Origin of the sequence: Methylobacterium nonmethylotrophicum (assembly GCF_004745635.1) — a bacterium.
Taxonomy (GTDB): Bacteria; Pseudomonadota; Alphaproteobacteria; order Rhizobiales; family Beijerinckiaceae; genus Methylobacterium; species Methylobacterium nonmethylotrophicum.
The window spans coordinates 33126-53146 of record NZ_SRLB01000041.1 but is presented as its reverse complement, the minus strand read 5'-3'; the positions used below and the strand labels follow the sequence as shown (position 1 = coordinate 53146).

The 20021-nt window shown below is 72.9% G+C and carries 16 protein-coding genes; 8 read left to right on the top strand and 8 right to left on the bottom strand.

The window, feature by feature from the left end:
* Both EU555_RS31705 and EU555_RS31700 read right to left on the bottom strand, forming a co-directional pair.
* A partial coding sequence (locus EU555_RS31705; RefSeq protein WP_135419322.1) for a CHASE3 domain-containing protein occupies positions 1-833 on the bottom strand: 833 nt, incomplete at its 3' end.
* 157 nt (positions 834-990) lie between these two features.
* Positions 991-1980: a LysR family transcriptional regulator gene (locus EU555_RS31700; RefSeq protein ID WP_135419321.1), complete on the bottom strand. Its 990-nt coding sequence runs from the start codon at positions 1978-1980 to the stop codon at positions 991-993.
* Positions 1981-1993: 13 nt separating this feature from the next.
* Here EU555_RS31700 and EU555_RS31695 point away from each other — a divergent pair, with 13 nt between their 5' ends.
* The 3 genes from EU555_RS31695 to EU555_RS31685 are packed head-to-tail and all read left to right on the top strand — an operon-like array spanning position 1994 to position 5972.
* A complete protein-coding gene (locus EU555_RS31695) occupies positions 1994-3001 on the top strand; it encodes an NAD(P)-dependent oxidoreductase (RefSeq protein WP_425375174.1) in 1008 nt (335 codons plus the stop codon).
* A gap of 14 nt (positions 3002-3015) precedes the next feature.
* Positions 3016-4545, top strand: coding sequence for an aldehyde dehydrogenase family protein (locus EU555_RS31690; protein WP_135419319.1), 1530 nt, complete (start codon positions 3016-3018; stop codon positions 4543-4545).
* A gap of 59 nt (positions 4546-4604) precedes the next feature.
* The gene (locus tag EU555_RS31685; protein ID WP_135419318.1) at positions 4605-5972 is read left to right on the top strand and encodes a DUF3100 domain-containing protein; all 1368 of its coding nucleotides are present in this window, start codon (positions 4605-4607) and stop codon (positions 5970-5972) included.
* Between the two features lie 226 nt (positions 5973-6198).
* On the opposite strand, the gene EU555_RS31675 is transcribed toward EU555_RS31685, so the two are convergent.
* The 5 genes from EU555_RS31675 to EU555_RS31655 all read right to left on the bottom strand — a co-directional run bounded on the left by EU555_RS31675 (position 6199) and on the right by EU555_RS31655 (position 13098).
* Positions 6199-6843 (bottom strand): L,D-transpeptidase, encoded by a 645-nt coding sequence (locus tag EU555_RS31675; protein ID WP_135419317.1) that lies wholly within the window; start codon positions 6841-6843, stop codon positions 6199-6201.
* Positions 6844-6976: 133 nt separating this feature from the next.
* The gene (locus EU555_RS31670) at positions 6977-9382 is read right to left on the bottom strand and encodes a putative bifunctional diguanylate cyclase/phosphodiesterase (RefSeq protein WP_135419316.1); all 2406 of its coding nucleotides are present in this window, start codon (positions 9380-9382) and stop codon (positions 6977-6979) included.
* Positions 9383-9501: 119 nt separating this feature from the next.
* A complete protein-coding gene (locus EU555_RS31665) occupies positions 9502-11052 on the bottom strand; it encodes an acetolactate synthase large subunit (RefSeq protein ID WP_135419315.1) in 1551 nt (516 codons plus the stop codon).
* Positions 11053-11178: 126 nt separating this feature from the next.
* Positions 11179-12090: a glycine/sarcosine/betaine reductase selenoprotein B family protein gene (locus EU555_RS31660; protein ID WP_135419314.1), complete on the bottom strand. Its 912-nt coding sequence runs from the start codon at positions 12088-12090 to the stop codon at positions 11179-11181.
* A gap of 3 nt (positions 12091-12093) precedes the next feature.
* Positions 12094-13098 carry an ABC transporter substrate-binding protein gene (locus EU555_RS31655; RefSeq protein WP_135419313.1) on the bottom strand — a complete coding sequence of 335 codons (1005 nt, stop codon included), beginning with the start codon at positions 13096-13098 and terminating at the stop codon, positions 12094-12096.
* 287 nt (positions 13099-13385) lie between these two features.
* Between EU555_RS31655 and EU555_RS31650 the strand changes: the two genes are divergently transcribed.
* The 5 genes from EU555_RS31650 (at position 13386) to EU555_RS31630 (ending at position 19209) form a co-directional block, all read left to right on the top strand.
* Positions 13386-14447 carry a zinc-binding metallopeptidase family protein gene (locus EU555_RS31650; RefSeq protein ID WP_135419312.1) on the top strand — a complete coding sequence of 354 codons (1062 nt, stop codon included), beginning with the start codon at positions 13386-13388 and terminating at the stop codon, positions 14445-14447.
* Positions 14448-14638: 191 nt separating this feature from the next.
* Entirely contained in the window at positions 14639-15640 is a 1002-nt protein-coding gene (locus EU555_RS31645) for a fumarylacetoacetate hydrolase family protein (protein ID WP_135419311.1), read from the top strand.
* A 224-nt stretch (positions 15641-15864) separates the two neighbouring features.
* A complete protein-coding gene (locus EU555_RS31640; protein WP_135419310.1) occupies positions 15865-17118 on the top strand; it encodes a TadE/TadG family type IV pilus assembly protein in 1254 nt (417 codons plus the stop codon).
* Between the two features lie 117 nt (positions 17119-17235).
* Positions 17236-17679 carry a VOC family protein gene (locus EU555_RS31635; protein WP_135419309.1) on the top strand — a complete coding sequence of 148 codons (444 nt, stop codon included), beginning with the start codon at positions 17236-17238 and terminating at the stop codon, positions 17677-17679.
* Positions 17680-17811: 132 nt separating this feature from the next.
* Positions 17812-19209: a pilus assembly protein TadG-related protein gene (locus EU555_RS31630; RefSeq protein ID WP_167858726.1), complete on the top strand. Its 1398-nt coding sequence runs from the start codon at positions 17812-17814 to the stop codon at positions 19207-19209.
* A 16-nt stretch (positions 19210-19225) separates the two neighbouring features.
* On the opposite strand, the gene EU555_RS31625 is transcribed toward EU555_RS31630, so the two are convergent.
* Positions 19226-19987: an SDR family NAD(P)-dependent oxidoreductase gene (locus EU555_RS31625; RefSeq protein ID WP_135419307.1), complete on the bottom strand. Its 762-nt coding sequence runs from the start codon at positions 19985-19987 to the stop codon at positions 19226-19228.
* Between the last annotated feature and the right edge of the window lie 34 nt (positions 19988-20021).

The following is a 20021-nucleotide window of genomic DNA, read 5'->3' as shown; positions in this document are numbered from 1 at the left end:
GCCGAGGCGCGGGCGAGCGCGGTCTCCTCCTCGAGCGCCTTCGCGCGGATCAGCCCGTCCTTGAACACCTGGACGGCGCCCGCCATGGCGCCGATCTCGTCGCGGCGCCCGGCGCCCGGGATCTTCACCGCGAGGTCGCGGCGCGCGAGCCGGTCCATCACCGCGATCATGCCGCGGATCGGCCGGGTGACGCCGAGATGCAGCAGCAGCAGCGACAGCCCCGCCGCCACGATCATCGCCCCGAGGCCGACCAGGCTCGCGATGCGCGACGCCTGTGCTGCGGCGGCGGCGGCCTCGCGCCGCTGCGCGAGGAGCGCCTGCTCGACCTCCGCCATCTCGGCCGCCTTGGCCCGGATGGCGTCCATGAGCGCCTTGCCGGCTCCCGAGCCCTCGACCCGCTGCGCCTCGGCCCGGGTCGCGGGCTCCTCCATCATCCGGATCGCCCGGGCGGCGATCTCGCCGGTCCAGCGCTGCTCCAGGCCGGCCAGCGCATCGAGGCGCTCCCTCTGCGCCGGGTTGTCCGCCACCAGGCGCCCGGTGCGGTCCAGCACCGCGGCGAACTCGGCCGCGCCGGAGCGGTAGGGCCCCAGGAACGACGCCTCGCCCGAGAGGAGGAAGCCCCGCAAGCCCGATTCCCGGTTGATCATCGCCAGAACGGCCCGGTCGATATTCTGCAGGACCTCCCGCGTGTGACGGTCCCAGCGCCCCGTCTCCTCGATCGTCCGGAGGTTGCGCCACGACACGGTGCCGACGCCGAGGCTCATCAGCAGGAGGAACGTCAGGGACAGGGTGATCTTCGCGTTCAGCGGCAGGTTGCCGAGACGGGACGACATGCAGGTGCTCCCATGGGCGTCATTGGACACAGCGTCCGGTCTCCGCCGGATCGGTATCTTGCCCGCGAGAAATTTGCGCCATCGATTTAATGAAACCTGAATATTCCGACAAATCCCGCATTCGGGATCGTTAAGGATATCTTTCGTCCCCGCGGAATCATGCGTTCTTTCCTGAGATCGTCAGGTCGACGGGCTTGCCATGATCTGACATGGCCTTGCGGAGTGTCCGTTCGCCGGCCCTGCCCTCGCGCGCCAGGCCGCGGGCGAGATGCTGCAGGAGCTTGGCCGCCGCAGGCGCGAGCTGGCGCCCGCGGCGGGTGACGATCCGGGCCTCGACGGCGTTGAGCCCGGGATCGGCGAGCGGCAGGACCGCGAGCGTGCCGTCCGCGACCTCCTGCGCGGCGCAGAAGGCCGGCAGCAGGGTCACGCCGGCGCCGGAGGCGACGAACTGCTTGAGCACGCCGATCGAGCCGGTGGTCAGCGCCGGCTCGAGGCGCACGCCCTCCTCCCGCTCCGCCGCCGCGACGATCTGCCGGATGCCGGTGGCCGGGTGCATCGCGCCGAGGCGATGGCCGGCGAGGTCGGCGAGGCGGACCGGGCCCGGATGGGCGGCGAGCGGGTGATCGGTCCGCACCAGGAGGCGGATCGGGTGGGGCATCGCCAGGTGGGTGCGCAGGCGCGGCTCCGGCGGCGGGTTGTAGACGAGGCCGAGATGCGCCTCGTCCTCGACGACCCGGCGCACCACGTCGTTGGTGGCCGCGAGGTCGAGGACCATGGTCAGGTCGGGATGGCGGGCCCAGAAATCCTGGAGCAGGCCCGACATCAGGTCGCCGACGAAGCCCTCGCCCAGCACCACGTCGATGTGGCCGCGGCGCAGACCTTTCAGCGCGGCGAGCTTGGCCAGGACGTCCTCCCGGTCGGAAGCCTGGCGCCGGTAATAGTCGAGGAGCAGGTGGCCGGCCGGCGTCGCCCGCACGCCGCGGCTGTGGCGCTCGATCAGGGGCGTGGCGAGCTGCGCCTCCATCTGGGCGAGCTGGCGGCTCACCGCCGAGGCGTTGACGTCGAGCTTGTCGGCCGCCGCGCGGACCGAGCCGCACCCGACGGCCTCCGCCAGGTAGCGCAGGCAGCGATCGTCGAGGCTGTGCATCGGATCCCCCCGCTTGACCGGGTGCGTTGCCGGCAAGTCAACGCAAAATACCCGCCAATGCCGTTCCGCTCAACGCCGGCCTGCCCCAGTCTCCGGATCCCAGAAGGCGCCGCGGCCGAGACGAAGCCCGGCGTCATTCCGGGAGACAGCGGACATGCGCACGATCGGCGTCATCGGCCTCGGCAATATGGGGCGGGGCATGGCTCTCTCGCTGCGGCGGCGCGGCTTCACCGTGATGGGGTACGACCCCGCGCCCGCCGCCCGGGAGGCCTCGGCGGCGGACGGCATCGCGATCGTCGAGGGGCCGTCCGCCCTGTGGCGGGACTGCGGCGCGGTGGTGCTGTCGCTGCCCACCCCCGAGGTGGTCGAGGCGGTGCTGCTCGGGCCCGCGGGACCGCTGCACGGCGCGCAGCCCGGGCTCCTCGTCATCGACACCTCGACCTCGCACCCGGCCGTCACCCGGCGCATCGCGGCGGCGCTCGCGCCTGCCGGGATCGACCTCGTCGACGCGCCGGTGAGCGGCGGGCCGAAGGGGGCGCATGCCGCGACGCTCACCATGGTGATCGGCGGCAGCGACCGGGCGGTGGCCCGGGCCGAGCCGGTGCTCGCGGCCCTGAGCGCGACGCGGGTCCATGTCGGCGGCGTCGGCGCCGGCCACGTCACCAAGCTCGCCAACAACCTGCTCTGCGCCGCCCACCTCCTCACCGCCGCCGAGGCGGTCCGGATGGCCCGCGACGCCGGCGTCGACCCGGAGCGCCTGCTCGCCGGGATCAATGCCGGCTCGGGTCGCAGCGGCGTGACCCAAGTCAACTTCCCCACCTGGGTGCTCAACGGCGCCTTCGATTCCGGCTTCACCATGAAGCTGATGCGCAAGGACGTGCGCCTGGCCGAGGAGCTGATCGGCGCCCTCGACCTCGACCTGCCGGTCTCGACGGAGGCCGCCCGGCTGTGGCGCGAGAGCGCCGAGGCGATCCCCGACGACGCCGACTTCAACGCCATCGTCACGCTCCAGCTCACCTGATCGGAAGACCCGCCATGACCGAGACCCGCCCGCAGGCGCTCGCCGCCCTCCTGCGCCCCTTCTTCTCCGGGTTGACCACGATCGGCTCCTGGATCGACGGCCGACTCGTCCCCGGCACCGGCGAGCCGGTGCGCCTCGTCGATCCCGCCACCGGCCTCCAGCTCGCCGAGTACCCGGATGCCGGGCCGGAGGTGGTGGCCGAGGCCGCCCGGGCGGCTCTCGCCGGCCAGGCCCGCTGGGCCGCGCTGACCGGCGCCGCACGCGGCCGGGTGATGCAGGAGGTCGCCCGGGGCATCCGCGCCGCGATCGAGCCGCTGGCGCGCCTCGAGGCGCTCAATGCCGGCAAGCCGATCCGCGACTGCCGCGTCGAGGCGACCAAGGTCGCGGAGATGTTCGAGTATTATGCGGGCTGGGCCGACAAGCTGCACGGCGAGGTGATCCCGGTCCCGACGAGCCACCTCAACTACACCCGCCGCGAGCCGGTCGGCGTGGTGCTGCAGATCACGCCCTGGAACGCGCCGGTCTTCACCTGCGGCTGGCAGCTCGCCCCGGCGCTCGCCGCCGGCAACGCGGTGCTGCTCAAGCCCTCGGAGCTCACGCCCTTGACCTCGCTCGCCGTCGCGGCCCTCGCGGAGCGGGCCGGGCTGCCGTCGGGCGTCGTCAACGTGCTGGCCGGCTACGGCCACACCACCGGACAGGCGGCGCTCGCCGAGACGGCGGTCGCGAAGGTCGTGTTCGTCGGCTCGCCGGCGACGGGGGCCCGCATCGCGGAAGCCGCGGCGCGTCATCTGAAGCCCTGCGTGCTCGAGCTCGGCGGCAAGTCCGCCAACATCGTGTTCGCTGATGCCGACCTCGAGCGGGCGTGCCTGGGCGCGCAGGCGGCGATCTTCGCCGGGGCGGGCCAGTCCTGCGTCGCCGGCTCGCGGCTCCTCGTCGAGCGCCCGGTCTACGACCGGTTCGTCGCCATGCTGGCCTCAGGCGCCGCGCGGATCCGCGTGGGCGATCCCCTCGACCCCGACACGGAGGTCGGGCCGATCAACAACGCGACCCAGTACCGCCACGTGCTGGCGATGATCCGCAGCGGTCTGGATCAGGGCGCCGAGCTCGCCGCCGGCAGCGACGGGACCGCGCGCGAGGGCGGCTACTACGTGCCCCCGACGATCCTGGCGCGGGCCACCAACGCCATGGACTGCGCCCGGACCGAAATCTTCGGTCCGGTGGTGACGGTGATCCCGTTCGACACGGAAGAGGAGGCGGTCGGCATCGCCAACGATTCCGCGTTCGGGCTCGCCGGCGCGGTCTGGACCCGCGACGTCGGCCGCGCCCACCGGGTCGCGGCTTCGGTGCGGGCCGGCACGTTCTGGATCAACGCCTACAAGACCATCCACGTCGCCTCGCCCTTCGGCGGCTCGGGCCGCAGCGGCTACGGCCGCTCGAGCGGCATCGAGGCCCTGCACGAGTACACCCAGGTCAAGAGCGTCTGGGTCGAGACCGCCGCCGCCCCCGCCGCCGCGTTCGGCTACGCGCCGGGCGTCGGCGCCTAGAAACCCCCTCCGGTCCGGGGGGCCCCACCGGACCGTCCCCCCCCGCACCGGAGACTTCCATGACGAGCGCCATCCTGGCGACCGGCAGCCCCGCCGTCGCGCCCGTGAGACATCCCGGCCGTATCGGCCTCCTCACGCTCTTCGTCCTCGCCCTGGCGGTGGTGACGCTGGCCGAGCTGATCGGCAACGTCGCCATCCCGCTCGGGCACGGCAAGATCATCCTGCTGCCCCTGCTCTGGGCCCTGCTGATGGGCGGAGGCCTCGGGCTCGCGGCACCACGCCTGCCCCCTGCCCTGCGGCTCCCGCTGGCGCTCCAGCACGCCGCCGGGGCGATCCTGCAGCCGGCGCTCCTGCTCTTCGTCGCCAAGCTCGGGCTCCTCGTCGGCGGCTCGCTGCCGAAGATCCTGAGCGCCGGCTGGGCGCTGGCCTTCCAGGAATTCGGCCACTTCTTCGGCACGATGGTGTTCGGCCTGCCGGTGGCGCTGCTGCTCGGCCTCAAGCGCGAGGCGATCGGCGCCACCTTCTCGGTCGGGCGCGAACCCAGCCTCGCGATCATCGGCGAGCGCTACGGCATGGATTCGCCGGAGGGGCGCGGGGTGCTGGCCGAGTACCTGACCGGCACGGTGTTCGGGGCGGTGTTCATCGCGCTGCTGGCCGGGTTCGTCGCGAGCCTCGGGGTCTTCAATCCGCTCGCCCTCGCGATGGGCGCGGGCGTCGGCTCCGGCAGCATGATGGCGGCCGCCGCCGGCGCGATCGCGGCGCAGCAGACGCCCGAGATGGCGAAGGAGGTCGCCACCTTCGCGGCGGCGAGCAACCTCATCACCACCACCATCGGCACCTACTTCACCCTGTTCCTGTCGCTGCCCTTCACAGTCTGGGCCTACGGCGTGCTGGAGCCGATCCTCGGCCGGGGCCGCGGGCGGGCGGAGCCCGCGCCCGCGGCCGCGCCGGAGACGGCGGTGACGGCCCACGCCGCGCCGGCCTTCGGCCTGCCCGCCCTCGTGCTGATCTGGCTCGCCACCGCGGCTTTCGGCCTCGTCGGCAACTGGCTCACCTACGGCACCCGGCCGGACGGGCCGGTGCTGCTGGGTGCGGGCCTCATCGTCGGGGTGGTGGTCGCCGGCGAGGTCCTCTACCGCCTCGCCGGGCGCCGGCTGCCGGCGGTGGTGTGGGTCTCGCTGATCGGCATGGCGCTCACCTATCCGGGTACGCCGTTCTCGGCCGAGATCGCGGCCGCGACCGGCCGGATCAACTTCCTGGCGCTCGCCACCCCGATCCTCGCCTTCGCGGGCCTCTCCCTCGCCAAGGATGTCCCGGCCTTCCGGCGGCTCGGCTGGCGCATCGTGGTGGTGTCGTTCATGGCCAATGCCGGGACGTTCCTGGGCGCGGCGCTGATCGCCCAGTTCTGGATGCATCCGCCGGTGTGAGGGGGGGCCCCTCAAACCCTCCCCCCTCTGCGGGGGAGGGTGCCCGGCGGATGCCAGGCGGGAGAGGGGACGCCGCTTCCGGACAAGACGGGGCCGTTCTGAAGAGCGCTGACTTGGATCAGCGTCGCGCTGCCCCTCTCCCGACCCCCGCTGACGCAGGGACCACCCTCCCCCGCAGAGGGGGGAGGGGTTGAGGCGGGCCTCACGGTGAGACGGTTCGTACCCCCTACACCCGATACCTCCCGTGCCGCTTCACCAGCACGGTCGTCCCCACCGGCACGCGGTTGTACAGATCGACCACGTCCTCGTTGAGCATGCGCACGCAGCCCGAGGACATCTGCTCACCGATGCTCCAGGGCTCGTTGGTGCCGTGGATGCGGAACAGGATGTCGCGGCCGCCCTGGTAGAGGTAGAGGGCGCGGGCGCCGAGGGGGTTGTCGAGGCCGCCCTTGCGCGAGCGCGGCAGGTCGGGGTTGAGGCTCACCATCTTGGCGGTCGGGCCCCAGTCGGGCCAGACGCCCTTGCGGCCGACCGTGGCGGTGCCCTTCCAGGAGAAGCCGAGCTTGCCGACGCCGACGCCGTAGCGCAACGCCTGGCCGTTCTCCTGCACGAGGTAGAGGAACCGCTCGTCGATATCGACCACGACGGTGCCGGGCCTCTCGAGGCCCGCATAGGCGACGGTCTGGCGCCGGTATTTCGGGTCCATCCGGGTGCGGTCGACGAGCGGCACGTCGAAGGGCTGGTCGGGCATGCTGCCGATGTACCAGGCCGCGTCCGGACCCAAGGCCGCGACGTTCGCGGGCCCGCGGGCGTTGCAGGCCGCGAGCGGCAGCCCGGCGAGGAGGGCGAGGACGAGGCGGCGCGGGAGCATGCGGGGGTCACCTTTCGGCAGGGGAAGATCCCATGCCTAGCCGCTCCTGCTGCTTCGGGTTGTGTCCTGCCGGACGCAAGCGCCCAAGAAAGCCGCTCAGGTAAGCCGCTCAAGTAAGCCGGATCGCGGGACGTCAGGCCGCCGCCGTCCAGGGCGCGGCGGCCTCCCCGAGGAGCCGGCGCAGCTCGGTCGCCGGCACCGGCCGGCTGAACAGGAAGCCCTGCACCTCGCCGCAGCCGCTGCGGCGCAGGGCGGCGAGCTGCGCCTCGGTCTCGACGCCCTCCGCCACCGTGGTCATGCCGAGGCTGGCGCCGAGCCCGATCACCGCCTGCACGATCGCCACCGCCGTCGCCTCGCGGCCGAGCGCCGCGGTGAAGGAGCGGTCGATTTTGATCTTGTCGAACGGGAAGACCCGCAGGTAGCTCAGCGACGCGTAGCCGGTGCCGAAATCGTCGATGGCGATGCGCACCCCGAGGGCGCGCAGCTGGTGCAGCACCGCGAGGTTGGCGGTCGTCTCCTCCAGCATCACCTGCTCGGTGATCTCGAGTTCGAGCCGGGCAGGGTGGAGGCCCGACTCGGCGAGCGCCCGCGCGACCGTGCCGACCAGGTCGGGGGTGCGGAACTGCGCCGGCGAGAGGTTGACGGCGACCCGCACGCCGCCCGGCCAGCCGGCGGCCTCGCGGCAGGCCCGGGCCAGCACCCACTCGCCGACCGCGGCGATCAGCCCGGTCTCCTCGGCCACCGGGATGAAGGTCGCCGGCGAGACGAAGCCCCGCTCGGGATGGCGCCAGCGCAGCAGCGCCTCGCACCCGGTGACCGCGAGGCTGCCGGTGGCGACGAGGGGCTGGTAGTGCACCTCCAGCGCCTCGGCGGCGATGGCCTCGCGCAGGTCGCGCTCGAGGGCGCGGCGGCCCTGGAGCGCCGCGTCCATGGCGGGCTCGAACAGGCGCCGGGTGCGCCGCCCGCCGGCCTTGGCGGCGTAGAGCGCGGTGTCGGCCTTGCGCAGCAGGACGTCGGGATCCTCGCCGTGCTCGGGCGCGAGCGCGATGCCGATGCTGGCGCCCACCGTGACGTCCTGGTGGTCGGGCAGCGCGAAGGGCCGGCCGAGGGCGGCGACGATCGCGTCGGCGAGGCCGATGAGCGCGGGCGACGGGAGGGCGCTCAGGACCGCGAACTCGTCGCCGCCGAGCCGGGCCACCAGCCCGTCGGCCGGCAGGCAGGCGCGCAGGCGCTCGGCGACCTGGCGCAGCAGCGCGTCACCGGCCGGGTGGCCGAGAGTGTCGTTGACGAGCTTGAAGTGGTCGAGGTCGAGGCAGAGCAGGCCGACAGGGCGGCCCGTCGCCACCGCCTCGGCGAGGCGCCGGTGGAACAGGACGCGGTTCGGCAGCCCGGTCAGGGCATCGTGATGGGCCATGTGGGCGATGCGCCGCTCGGCCCGGCGCTGCTCGGTCACGTCGACGCAGGCGGTCAGGGTGGCGCTCAGGCCCTCGAACGGGATCGGGCCGGAGAAGACCTCGACGTCGATCAGGCTGCCGTCCCGGCGGCGGTGGCGCTGGGCGGCGCCGGGCTCCGGCGCCACCGCGAGGTCGCGGGCCGAGAGGCTCAGGAAGTCCTCGCGCGGGAAGCCGTAATGGGCGGTGGCGGCGTCGTTGACCGCCAGCACCGCGCCGTCCTCGCCCGCGAGCCACATCGGCACCGGGTTGTGCTCGAACAGCAGGCGGGCCGAGGCCTCCCGCGCCTTGAGGTCGCCGATGTCGGTGAGGGTGACGCCGAGGAGGTCGCCGATGGCGGCGATCTCGATGCGCAGGTGCAGCGTGGTGCCGTCGGGCCGCGGGTAGGACGCCTCGTAGCCGCCGGTCTGTCCCTCGACGGCCGCCACCAGGTGCGCGAGGGCGGCAGAGCCCCGCAGATGCGGCAGCAGGGTCGTCAGGCGCTGCCACTGCGCCGTCTCGACGGTGGAGCGCAGCATCGCGGCGGCGGCGTCGTTGAGGGCGAGGACCCGGAAGTCCCGTACCGCGCCGGCGCCGTCGCGCATGGCAGCGGCGGCCACCATCCCCTGCCGGGTGGAGCGGAAGAGCGTCTTGAGCAGGTTCGTCCGCGTGGTCGCGCCGGCGAGGCACAGCAGCACCAGGCGCTCCGCCCCCCGCGTCGCCAGCGGCAGCCCGAGCATCCCGGTGGTGTAGGCGACGCCCCCCGCCACCCGGGTGCAGGGCGCCCGCACCGGCTCGGCCCCGGCGAGCACGTCGCCGACGATCTCGCGCAACGACTGCGCGAGGCCGCCCGGCAAGTCGTCGAGGGCCAAGTCTTTGAGGGGGAGGTCCGCGCCCGGGCGGGCGAGCCAGCCCTCGAACGCCTCGCCGACCCAGAGCAGGCGGGGGTGGCCAGGCGGGCCACCCACCAAAGCGGTGCGGCTCGCCATGCGGCCGAGATTGCCCAGGACCATGTCCTCGTAAGCCGGCAACCCGCCGGCGGCCGCCCGGGCGGCGTGCCAGCGGTGCAGCAGCCCCTCGATGCCGTTGCGCGTCGCGTCCCCGCTCATCCCGTCCGATCCGCACCCGATCCCATCCGGTGGTAGAGCGCGCGGACCTTCCGGGACGTTAAATTCAGCCGGCTACATCACGAATCAGCGAGCCACGGGATGAAACCGTGGCGCTGCCGCTACGTCAGAGCCACCTCGATCAGGAACGGGCCGCGGCGCGACAGGGCGCCGGTGAAGGTGTCGACGAGCTCGCGCAAGGTCTCGACCCGGCGCGCCTCGACGCCGTAGCCCTTCGACAGGCTCACCCAGTCGATCGGCGGATCGTCGAGGGTGAGCATGTCGATCGCCTTGCGGCCCGGATTGGCGCCGACATTGGTCAGTTCGTGGCGCAGGATCGCGTAGGAGCGGTTCGACCAGATGAGCGTGACGACGTCGAGGCGCTCGCGGGCCTGGGTCCACAGCGCCTGGGCGGTGTAGAGGGCGCTGCCGTCGGCCTGGAGAGAGATCACCTTGCGGTCCGGGCAGGCCACCGCGGCGCCGGTCGCCATGGGGATGCCGACGCCGATCGAGCCGCCGGTGAGCTGGAGCCAGGTATGGGGCGCCGCCGCATGGGTGGCCGGGAAGAAGTTGCGCCCGGTCGTGACCGACTCGTCGCAGATGATCGCGCCCTCCGGGATCAGCGCGCCGAGCACGCGGGCGATCGAATCCTGGTCGAGGGACCCGCTCGTCGGCAGGTCGGGGCGGGCGAGCGGCGGCAGCGGCGCGTCGGCGGGGGCGCCGACCGCCTCGGCGAGCCGCGCCAGGGCGTCGATCTGGTCCTGCTCCGGGGTCGCGAGGGCGAAGACGTCGCAGGTGGCGGGCGCGAGCGCGCTCGGCTTGCCCGGGTAGGCGAAGAACGCCACCGGCAGCGTCGCGCCGACCAGGATCACGTGCTTGTACGGGGACAAAACCTCGCGGGCCGGGTCGACCGGATAGGGCAGGCGCTCGATCGGCACCGTGCCGGCGCCGCGGTCGATGCGGGCGTTCGATGTCATGGCGAGCAGCTTCGCCCCGGTCTTCTCCGCGATGCGGGCGGCGAGGCGCCGTCCCTCGCCCCGCACCGCCCGATCGCCGAGATGGAGAAGCACCGGCTCGCCGCTGCGCAGCGCCGCGACCGCGTGGGCGATCGCCTCGTCGCTCGCCCGCGGGCGCTCGGGGATCGCCGGCAGGGGCGCGATGCCGGAGCCTTCCTCCCAGGCGGTGTCGGCGGGCAGGATCAGGGTGGCGACGCCGCCGGGCGCCGTGCGGGCGGCGACGATCGCGTCGGCCCCGTCCGCCGCCACGGCCTTGGCGCTCAGGCCGGTGCGGACCCAGGCCGAGACCGGGCCGGCCAGGCCCTCGATATCGGAGGTGAGCGGCGCGTCGAAGGCGCGGTGGTAGGTGGCGTGCTCGCCCACGATGTTGACGAGGGGCGAGCGGGCGCGGCGCGCATTGTGCAGGTTGGCGATGCCGTTGCCGAGGCCGGGACCGAGATGGAGCAGCGTCGAGGCCGGCTTGTCGGCCATGCGGGCGTAGCCGTCGGCGGCGCCCGTGGCGCCGCCCTCGAACAGGCAGAGCACCGCCCGCATCCCCTCGACCCGGTCGAGGGCGGCGACGAAGTGCATCTCCGAGGTGCCCGGATTGGTGAAGCACACCTCCACGCCCCCCGCCACCAGGGTGCGCACCAGGCTCTCGGCCCCGTTCATCGCCATCGGCGTCTCCTCATCGCACGGGCATCTCGCGGCCCGGTTCAGGTTGGCGCCTCCGGTGATAGGCGATTTCGAGGCCGGCCGTGAGGGCGCCGGGGGCATGGGGGGTGAGCGCCGCCCGGTCGGCGGTCACTCCGCCGCCCGCCCGGGCCGCGCCTTGTGCTTCTCGGCCTCGAACTCCGCGCGGCGGCGCGCGATCTCCTCGGCCGAGAGGCGGTCGAGGCTGGCGTAATCGGCCTTCCAGGACGGGTCGGCGCGCCAGCGCTGGGGCGACTGCACGGTGGTGCGCGGGGCCGAGGCCGAGGCGAGGAGATCCAGGGCGAGGCGCAAGGTCGCCTCTTGCGAGGCCCGGTCGTGCGGCCGGCCGGCGGCGTTGCCGAGCGGAAAGTCGCTGAACAGGAAGCGCGGCACGCCGCAATGCTCGACGACGTCCTTGGCGCAGCCCATCAGCACGGTGGCGATGCCGGCCTCCTCGAGCGCACGGGCGGCGAGCGCGAGGGACAGGTGGCAGACCGGGCAGTTCGCCACCAGGATCGCAGCGTCGGCGCGGTCGGCGCGCAGGCGGGCGAGGAGTTCCGGCGCGTCGGTCTCGACCGTGACGCGCTGGCTGCGGTTCGTCGGCAGGCCGTGGAAGCGGGGCGCGACGCGCCCGATCACCCCCGCCCCTTGCGCCGCCCGCAGGGCCGCGAGGGGGAAGTAGGTGCCGGGATCGTCCGCGCGGGTGTGGTCGCGGTCATAGGCGATGTGGGCGATGCGCAGGTCCGGGTCGCGGTCGCTCGGGCCGGAATGGACGCTGAAGAACTTGGCCGCGCCGTTATAGGGTGCGCCCGGTCCCTGGTCGCCCTTGTCCGCCCGGTAGGGTGCGGCGGTCGTCACGAGGGCGAGGCAGGCCTGCGCGAGAGGCTTTGCCAAGGGGGCGAAGGGCACGGCGTCGAAGCGCGCCCAGCGGTAGGGCGGGTAGCCGAGGGCGCCGTAATAGGCGCGCGTGCGCGCCATGTACGGGATCGGCTCGTCGAGGTCGGCGCTCGTGTCCGTCGCCATGGCTCAGCTCCCGCCGAGATCCAGCGCCTCGGGGAAGAACAGGTCGCCGAGGCTCGCCGGCCGGCGCTTCAGCACGCCCGTGTCGGCCATGAAGCCCGCGATCTTCATGAGCCCGCGCGGCTGCAGCGTGAAGTCGTTGCCGGAGGACTTCATGGCGGCGAGCACGTTCTGCGGGCTGTCCTTGTCGCCCGAGTTCTTGAGGTAGATCTCGACCGCCTGGGCCGGTTCCTTGTTGATGAAGTCCGTCGCCTCCTGGAAGGCGGCGAGGCAGGCCTTCCAGGCGATCGGGTTCGCGTCCCGGAAGGCGGCGCTGCCGTAGATCGTGTTCGGGGTCACGGAGGGCAGGCCCATGATCCGGAAGCTGCTCGTCACCTCGCGCACGGCAGGGTCGGCGAGCGCGCGCTCCTGGAACGGGCTCGTCGCCCAGTGGCAGTTGATCTCCGTGCGCCCGAGCATCGCCGCCATGCTGTCCGGGTGTGCGCGGCCGAGGGTGAGGGAATCGAAGCGCGCCCATTCGGCAGGCCCGTAGGCCGCCGCCGCCGCCATCTGCAGCCAGATCGCCTGCGGCGCCGTCTTGACCGCGGGCAGCGCGATCCGGTCGGTGGGCTTCAGGTCCTCGATGCGGCGCAGGTCCGGCCGCACGGTGAGCAGCTTCTGGTCGACAGCGTTCATGGCGAAGCACGACTTGATCGCCCCGCGCGAGCGGTCCCAGAGCAGCATCGCGCCGGGCGCGCCGCCGCTGCCGAAATGCAGCTTGCCGGCCAAGAGCGCGTCGGTGACCGGCCCGGTCCCGCCGAGGCGCAGGAACCGCGCCTTGAGGTTGGGCAGGCCGAGCCGGGCGGCGTGCTTCTCGATCAGGTCCAGGCGCTCCATCACGTCCTGCTGGAGGTAGAGGAGCCCGAATTGCTGCGCGATCAGCACCTCCGACGTCTCGGCATGCGCCCGGCGGATCGACGGGGCGGCCAGCGCGAGCGCGCCGGACAGTAGCGCGCGACGGGTCGCGGTCATGACGTTTCCTCTCCTTTTCACGCACTCTCGGCGATGGCGCTCCCGGAGATCAACGGTCCATGAGACCAATCGCGATCAAAGTTGCAGGAGACCGGCAGGCCGACGGCCCGATCCTGCGGGTCTCGGGATCGTCCGGCGACGGACGCGGGACGTGGCGCCTGTGCGCTCGGCGCCACAGGCCCGCCCGGATCCCGGCGGCCGACGCTCCGGGCGCGGTCCCGCCGCAACCCCCGCACCCCTAGCACGTTCGTTGCACCGGGCGGCCGCGCGTGCCGGTGGAGATCCCGATGAAGCTGTTCCAGTGCCAGTCCTGCGGCAACATCCTGTATTTCGAGAACCGGACCTGCCAGCGCTGCGGCCACCGCCTCGCCTACCTGCCGGAGACCCGCACGCTCTCGGCGCTCGAGCCCGCCGGGGGCGAGGACTGGACGCCGCTCGCCGCCCGCGACCGGCCGAGCCGGTTCTGCGCCAACGCGGTCCACGATGCCTGCAACTGGCTGGTGCCGCCGGGCTCCGGCGACGCGTTCTGCCTCGCCTGCCGCCACAACGGCACGATCCCCGACGTCTCGAACCCGCGCTACCTCTACGAATGGCGCGAGATGGAGTTCGCCAAGCACCGGCTGTTCTACAGCCTGCTGCGCTGGAACCTGCCGCTGAAGACGCGGGCCGAGGATCCGGAGCACGGGCTGATCTTCCACTTCCTGGCCGACCCGCCGGAGAACCACGGCCCGAAGGTGATGACCGGGCACGACAACGGCGTCATCACCATTGCGCTGGTCGAGGCCGACGACGCCGAGCGCGAGAAGCGGCGCCGGGAGATGGGCGAGCCCTACCGCACGCTGCTCGGGCATTTCCGCCACGAGGTCGGGCACCATTACTGGGACCTGCTCGTGCGCGACGCCGGCCGGCTCGACGCCTGCCGGGCGGTGTTCGGCGACGATTCGCAGGATTACGACGCGGCGCTGAAGCGGCATTACCAGCAGGGCACGCCGGCGAACTGGCAGGAGAACTACGTCTCGGCCTATGCCACGACCCATCCGTGGGAGGATTTCGCCGAGACCTGGGCGCATTACCTGCACATCGTCGACACGCTCGAGATGGCGAGCGCCTTCGGCATGCAGGTCAACCCGCTCCTCGACGCGGGCGGCGAGCTCGCCGCGCGGATCGACTTCGACCCCTACGAGGCGCAGAGCATCGAGCAGATCATGGCGGCCTGGCTGCCCTTCGTGTTCGCCCTCAACAGCGTCAACCGGGCGATGGGCCAGGGCGACCTCTACCCCTTCGTGCTGGCGCCGCCGGTGATCGGCAAGCTCGGCTTCATCCACAATCTCGTCCACGGCACGGTGTGAGGTCGGGAGACCGCGTCCTCGACCGTCCCGGCACCGGGGCGGTTTCGCCGCCCCGGCCGTAGCCTCCGCGGCCGGGGCGGTCCATGATGGGGCAACGCGCCCGGGAAACGGGCCGGATCGCCCGACAACCGGGCCGGAGCGCCTGCGGGAGCAGGCCGGAATGCCTGCGTGAGCAGGCCAGGAGGACGCCCATGAAGCTCGCCAGCCTCAAGCACGGCCGCGACGGCCGCCTCGTCGTGGTCTCGCGCGACCTCACCCGCGCCACCGACGCCTTCATCGTGGTACCGACGCTGCAGCAGGCCCTCGACGCCTGGGAGCGCTACGCGCCCGCCCTCGAAGCCCTGGCCGAGCAGCTCGAGCACGGCTCGGTGCCGTCGTTCCGTTTCCACGAGCACGATTGCGCCGCCCCCCTCCCCCGCGCCTATGCCCGCCGGCACGCCGCCGCCTGGCCGGGCTACCCGGCGCTGCTGCGCCAGGCCGCGGGCGCCGAGGCGCCGGCCGGCGCGGCTGGGAACGCCCTGCGCCACGCCGCCTCCGACGGGTTCCTCGGGCCCCGCGACCCGCTGCAACCCGACGACCCGGCAGCCTCCCTCGACCTCGCGGCGGGCCTCGCGGTGATCACCGGCGACGTGCCGCGGGGCGTCGCAGCGGGCGAGGCCGCGGGCGCGATCCGGCTGGTGACGCTGATGGCGGAGGTGATCCGCCACGACCGCCTGCGGCCGGACGGGCTCGACCTCGACGGCGCCGAGGCGCCGGCGCTGGTCGCGAGCCTCGGGCCGGTGGCGGTGACGCCCGACGAGTTCGGGGAGGCCTGGCAGGGCGGCAGCCTGCACCGCCCGCTGCGGGTGAGCCGCAACGACAAGGCGCTCGGCTGCCCGGATGCCGGGGCCGATCTGGGCCTGAGCCTCGTCGCCCTGGTGGCGGAGGCGGCGCGGCACCGCAGCCTCGGGGCCGGCACGATCGTCAGCGCCGGCCCGGTCTCGAACCGCGGCATCGACGGCGGCCCGGGCCGGCCCGTCGCCGAGGGCGGGGCGGGCTATGCCTGCCTCGCCGAGGCCCGCGCCGCCGAGGCGCTGACGACCGGCTGGGCCCGCACGCCCTACCTCACCGCCGGCGACCGGCTGCGGATCGAGATGAAGGATGCCGGCGGGCACTCGATCTTCGGGGCGATCGAGCACGACGTCGCCGGCTGACGCAAAGGTGCCCGGCCCGGTGCCCCGATCCGTGCCGGGCCTCCAGGGTGGAAGCCCGCGACCGCCAAATCCCGGTCGCGACGGACACAGTGGAAAAATTTTTCGTTAGGCATTTGTTGGGAAGTCGCGAGCAGAACTGGACCGTGCTGGCGATGCGGCACCGGGAGAACAACTGCAGATAGCAGTAGACCCGGCAGCAACCTGGGTAGCCGTCCACCCCGACGATGAGCCTGATCCCGGACCTCTTCCGTGGCCTCGGCCGACGGTTCTGGCAGTGCCGGCGCGGCACGGTGATCGTCGTGTTCAGCCTGGTGCTGCCGCTCCTGGCGATCGGGTCGGTCGGCGTCGCCGAGGTCGCCGAGGTGATGCTCACCAAGACCAAGCTCCAGCGCAACGTCGACGCGGCGGCGATCCAGGGCGCGGGGGAGTTCGGCGTCGACCAGTCCACCGCCACGGTGGAGCGGACGCGCCTCTACGCCGACGGCATGGCCGAGCCCCTGCGCCTGCGCTGGACGGTCGCCTCGACCGCCGCGATCGATGCCGCGGCGCGCACCGTCACGGTGAGACAGACGGCGAACCGCGCCTCGTTCTTCGGCAACCTGCTGCCGCCTGGGGGCTGGAACCTGGCGGCGACGGCCACCGCGATCCGCACCGCGCGCAAGCCCCTCTGCGTGCTCGGATCCCAGGGCACCGGGGCCTTCGGCAGCCCGGCCAGCGTCGAGCTGCAGGCGAACTCCATGATCACGGCGAGCGACTGCCTGGTGCAGAGCAACGCCAATATGGCGGCGGGGGCGGCCACCACCCTGTGGGCCGGCGAGGCGCGCGCCGCCGGCAGCGCCTCCGGCCCGATCCGCCCGGCGGCCGTGACCGACGCGCCGGCAATGGCGGATCCCTTCGCGGCGATGCGGATCGACGTGCCGCTCCTGTGCGACTCGCTCTCCCTCAGCCTCGGGAGCGGGACCTTCTACCTCAACCCTGGGGTGCATTGCGGCGCCATCACGTTGCTGGGAACGGCGAACCTCGTGCTGGCGCCCGGCGACCATTACTTCCTCGGTCCGAGCCTCAGCGTCGGCGGCCAGTCCACGATCACCGGCAGCGACGTCGTGGTGATCCTCAAGGGCCTCCTGACGGCGCAGGTCACCGGCAGCGCGGTGCTGCAGCTCGAAGGCCGCAAGAGCGGCCCCTATGCCGGCTTCGTGCTGATCACCGACCGCAGCTATTCTGGAGATGTCGGGATTTCCACCAACAACGCCCGCAAGCTCATCGGCACGGTCTACCTGCCGAACGCGAGCCTCACCGTCGACGGCAACAACAACAAGGTTGCCGATCAATCACCCTGGACCGTCGTGGTGGCGCGGACGATCCGGACGCAAGGCAGCGCCAACCTCACCATCAACTCCAATTACAACTCCTCGACCGTGCCGGTGCCGGCCGGCGTCGGCCCGCAGAAGGACCAGCCGGTCCGCTTGGCGCAATAACCGCGGGACGGTGCGGCCCGCACCAGGCCGCGGCACTCGGCAGGCTTGCATTCGGGCGGCAACGTCCGGCTCCTTGTCGCCGGCCCATCCCGCGGATCGCCCTGAGGAGCACCGACGATGCCGGACACCGAGACCCTCCCCGAACTCGTGCCCGCGGCGTCGGAGGCGGGGTTGCGCCCGGCGATCCACCTCGACCACTGCGTCATCCACGTCTCGGACTGGGAGCGCTCCACCGCCTTCTACCGGGACGTCGTCGGGGCCGAGCCTGTCCCGGTCGGGCGGGGCTACGCCTACCGCTTCGGCGGCGTGCAGCTCAACTGCCATGGGCCGGGCCAGATCGGCGAGCCGCGGGCCCGCCAGCCGGTGATGCCCGGCAACAGCGACCTCTGCTTCCGCTGGCCCGGCCCGATCGAGGAGGCGATGGCGCATCTGGAGCGGCACGGCGTGCCGGTGGAGCTCGGGCCGGTGCCGCGCCACGGCGCCGTCGGCGACGGCATCAGCGTCTATTTCCGCGATCCGGACGGATCGCTGCTCGAATTCATCACCTATCCGACGTCGTAGGATCATCGTCGGGGTGCCTGCCGCGATGGACTTGCCAGGGGATGGGACCTTGCCTGGGGATTCGGCGATCGAGTTTACAGCCGGGAAACACCCTCCATGGGACCAAGATGGCGTCCGCTGGATCGCGCCGTCATGTCCGACCTTCCCTTCTCGCTCCTGCGCTGCCTGGTCCGGTTTCCGGCCAGGCCCGCCCGGGCCTCGCACGAGCAGCCCGCGCGGCGCTTCCCCGGGCATCGTCTGGCGAGTGCGGCCGCCGGCTTCGGACGCGACGACCGGGGCAGCGTCGCGCTGATCACCGGCCTGACGGCCCTCGTGCTCGTGGTGATGGCGGGGGCGGGCGTCGACTACGCCCGCGCCCGCAAGGACGAGTCGCGCCTCGACGCGGCCCTCGACGCCGCCGTGCTGGCCGGCGCCCAGGCGGTGAAGCTGGCGGATTCCCAGGGACAATCCGACACGGCGATCCGCCAGACCGGCCAGTCCACCGCCGAGCAGGTCTTCCGGACCTTCTCGCCGGACACGACTGCTGCCACCACGCCCCAGTCGCAGTTCGGCGTCGCGATCACGGGCCGCAACGTCACGGTGACGGGTGCCTACACGGCCTCGACCCGGACGACCCTGTCGGGCCTCACCGGCACGAAGACGCTCGGGCTCTCCGGCAACGCCAAGGCCAGCGTCGACCTGTCGCCGCTGATCGACGTCTACCTGCTGATCGACGTGTCGGGCTCGATGGCGCTCGGCGCGACGGCGACCGACATCGCCGCGCTCCAGGCCAATCTCGGCTGCGCCTTCGCCTGCCACGACGGCGCCCCGGTCAAGAACACCACCATGGACAGCTACCAGTGGGCCAAGGCCAACGGCATCAATCTTCGCCTGGACGAGATGAACCAGGGCATCCTCGACTTCGTCAACTGGCTGCGCAGGCAGGAGGCGGTCAGCAAGCGGATGCGGATCTCGATCTACGCGTTCAGCACGACGCTCACCAAGGTGCTCGACCTGACGAGCGACCTGTCGCAGGTGGCCGGCAACCTGCCGAAGGCGCCGAGCGCCTCGGGCGAGAGCGACGGCGCGACGCTGTTCGGCACGATCATGCCGCAATTCACCAAGGCCGTCGGGACGAGCGGGGACGGCATCACGACGCCCAAGAAGCTCGTGATCCTGGCGACCGACGGCGTGGCCGATCCGGGCCGCTCCTGGACCTGGGACGTCCCGAAGCGCGCCTCCGTCGCACCCTTCGACCCGGCCCAGTGCGCGGCGCTCAAGACCCGCGGCGGCTCCGCCAACCTGCCGGTCTGGGTCGGGGTGATCTACACGCCCTACCTGGCGATGCCCTGGGATTGGGGCTACAACGCCACGCTCGGCCAGCCGAGCCAGGTCGGCGGCAGGGGCACGCGGCTCGACGACATCCCGTCGCAGCTGACCGCCTGCGCGACCAGCAGCGACTTCTACATGGAAGCCTCGAAGACCGGCTCGGTGGGCGACGCGATGGCGAAGCTCTTCAACACCTTCGCGCAGATCCGGCTGGCGAACTGACGGTCCTCGGGCCTGGTCACAGGCCCGAGACGAGGTGGCCGCCATCGACCGGGATGGTCGCCCCGGTCATCCAGCCGGAGGCGTCGCCGGCGAGCAGCAGGAAGGCGCCGTCGAGGTCCTGCGGGCGGCCGAGGCGGCGCATCGGGATGCGCTTGAGCATCGCCTGGCCGGGCGGCGTGTCGAAGAAGTCGCGGTTGATGTCGGTGCCGATGTAGCCGGGCGCCAGCGCGTTCACCCGGATGCCGTAGCGGGCCCATTCGAGGCCGAGCGCCTGGGTCATCTGCACCACGCCGGCCTTCGACACCGTGTAGGGCCCGACCCCGCCGGAGACCCGCAGGCCGAGGATCGACGCGACGTTGACGATCACGCCGCCCCGTCCCGCATCCCGCCAGGCCCGGGCGGCGGTGGTGGAGACCGCCCAGACGCCGCGCAGGTTGGTGTCGATGACCCGATCGAAGGTCGCGAGGTCGACGTCGATCGCCGCCCCGCCCTCGGCGATGCCGGCATTGTTGACCACCACGTCCGGCAGGGCGTGCAGGCCCGCGAAGGCACCCGCGACCGAGTCCCCGTCCGCCACGTCGAGGGACACCGCCCGGGCCTCCGGCGCGCCCGCCTCGCGCAAGGCGCGCACCAGGGCGTCGAGGCGGTCCTTGCGGCGCGCCGCCACCGTGACGGCGGCGCCGCACCCGGCGCAGAGGCGGGCGAAATGGTCGCCCAGCCCGCTCGAGGCCCCGGTGACGAGGACGTGGCGGCCCTTCAGGCCGGCTGCGAGATCCATGGCGTCTCCCCGGTCGTTGATCGGGCGCGCCTCG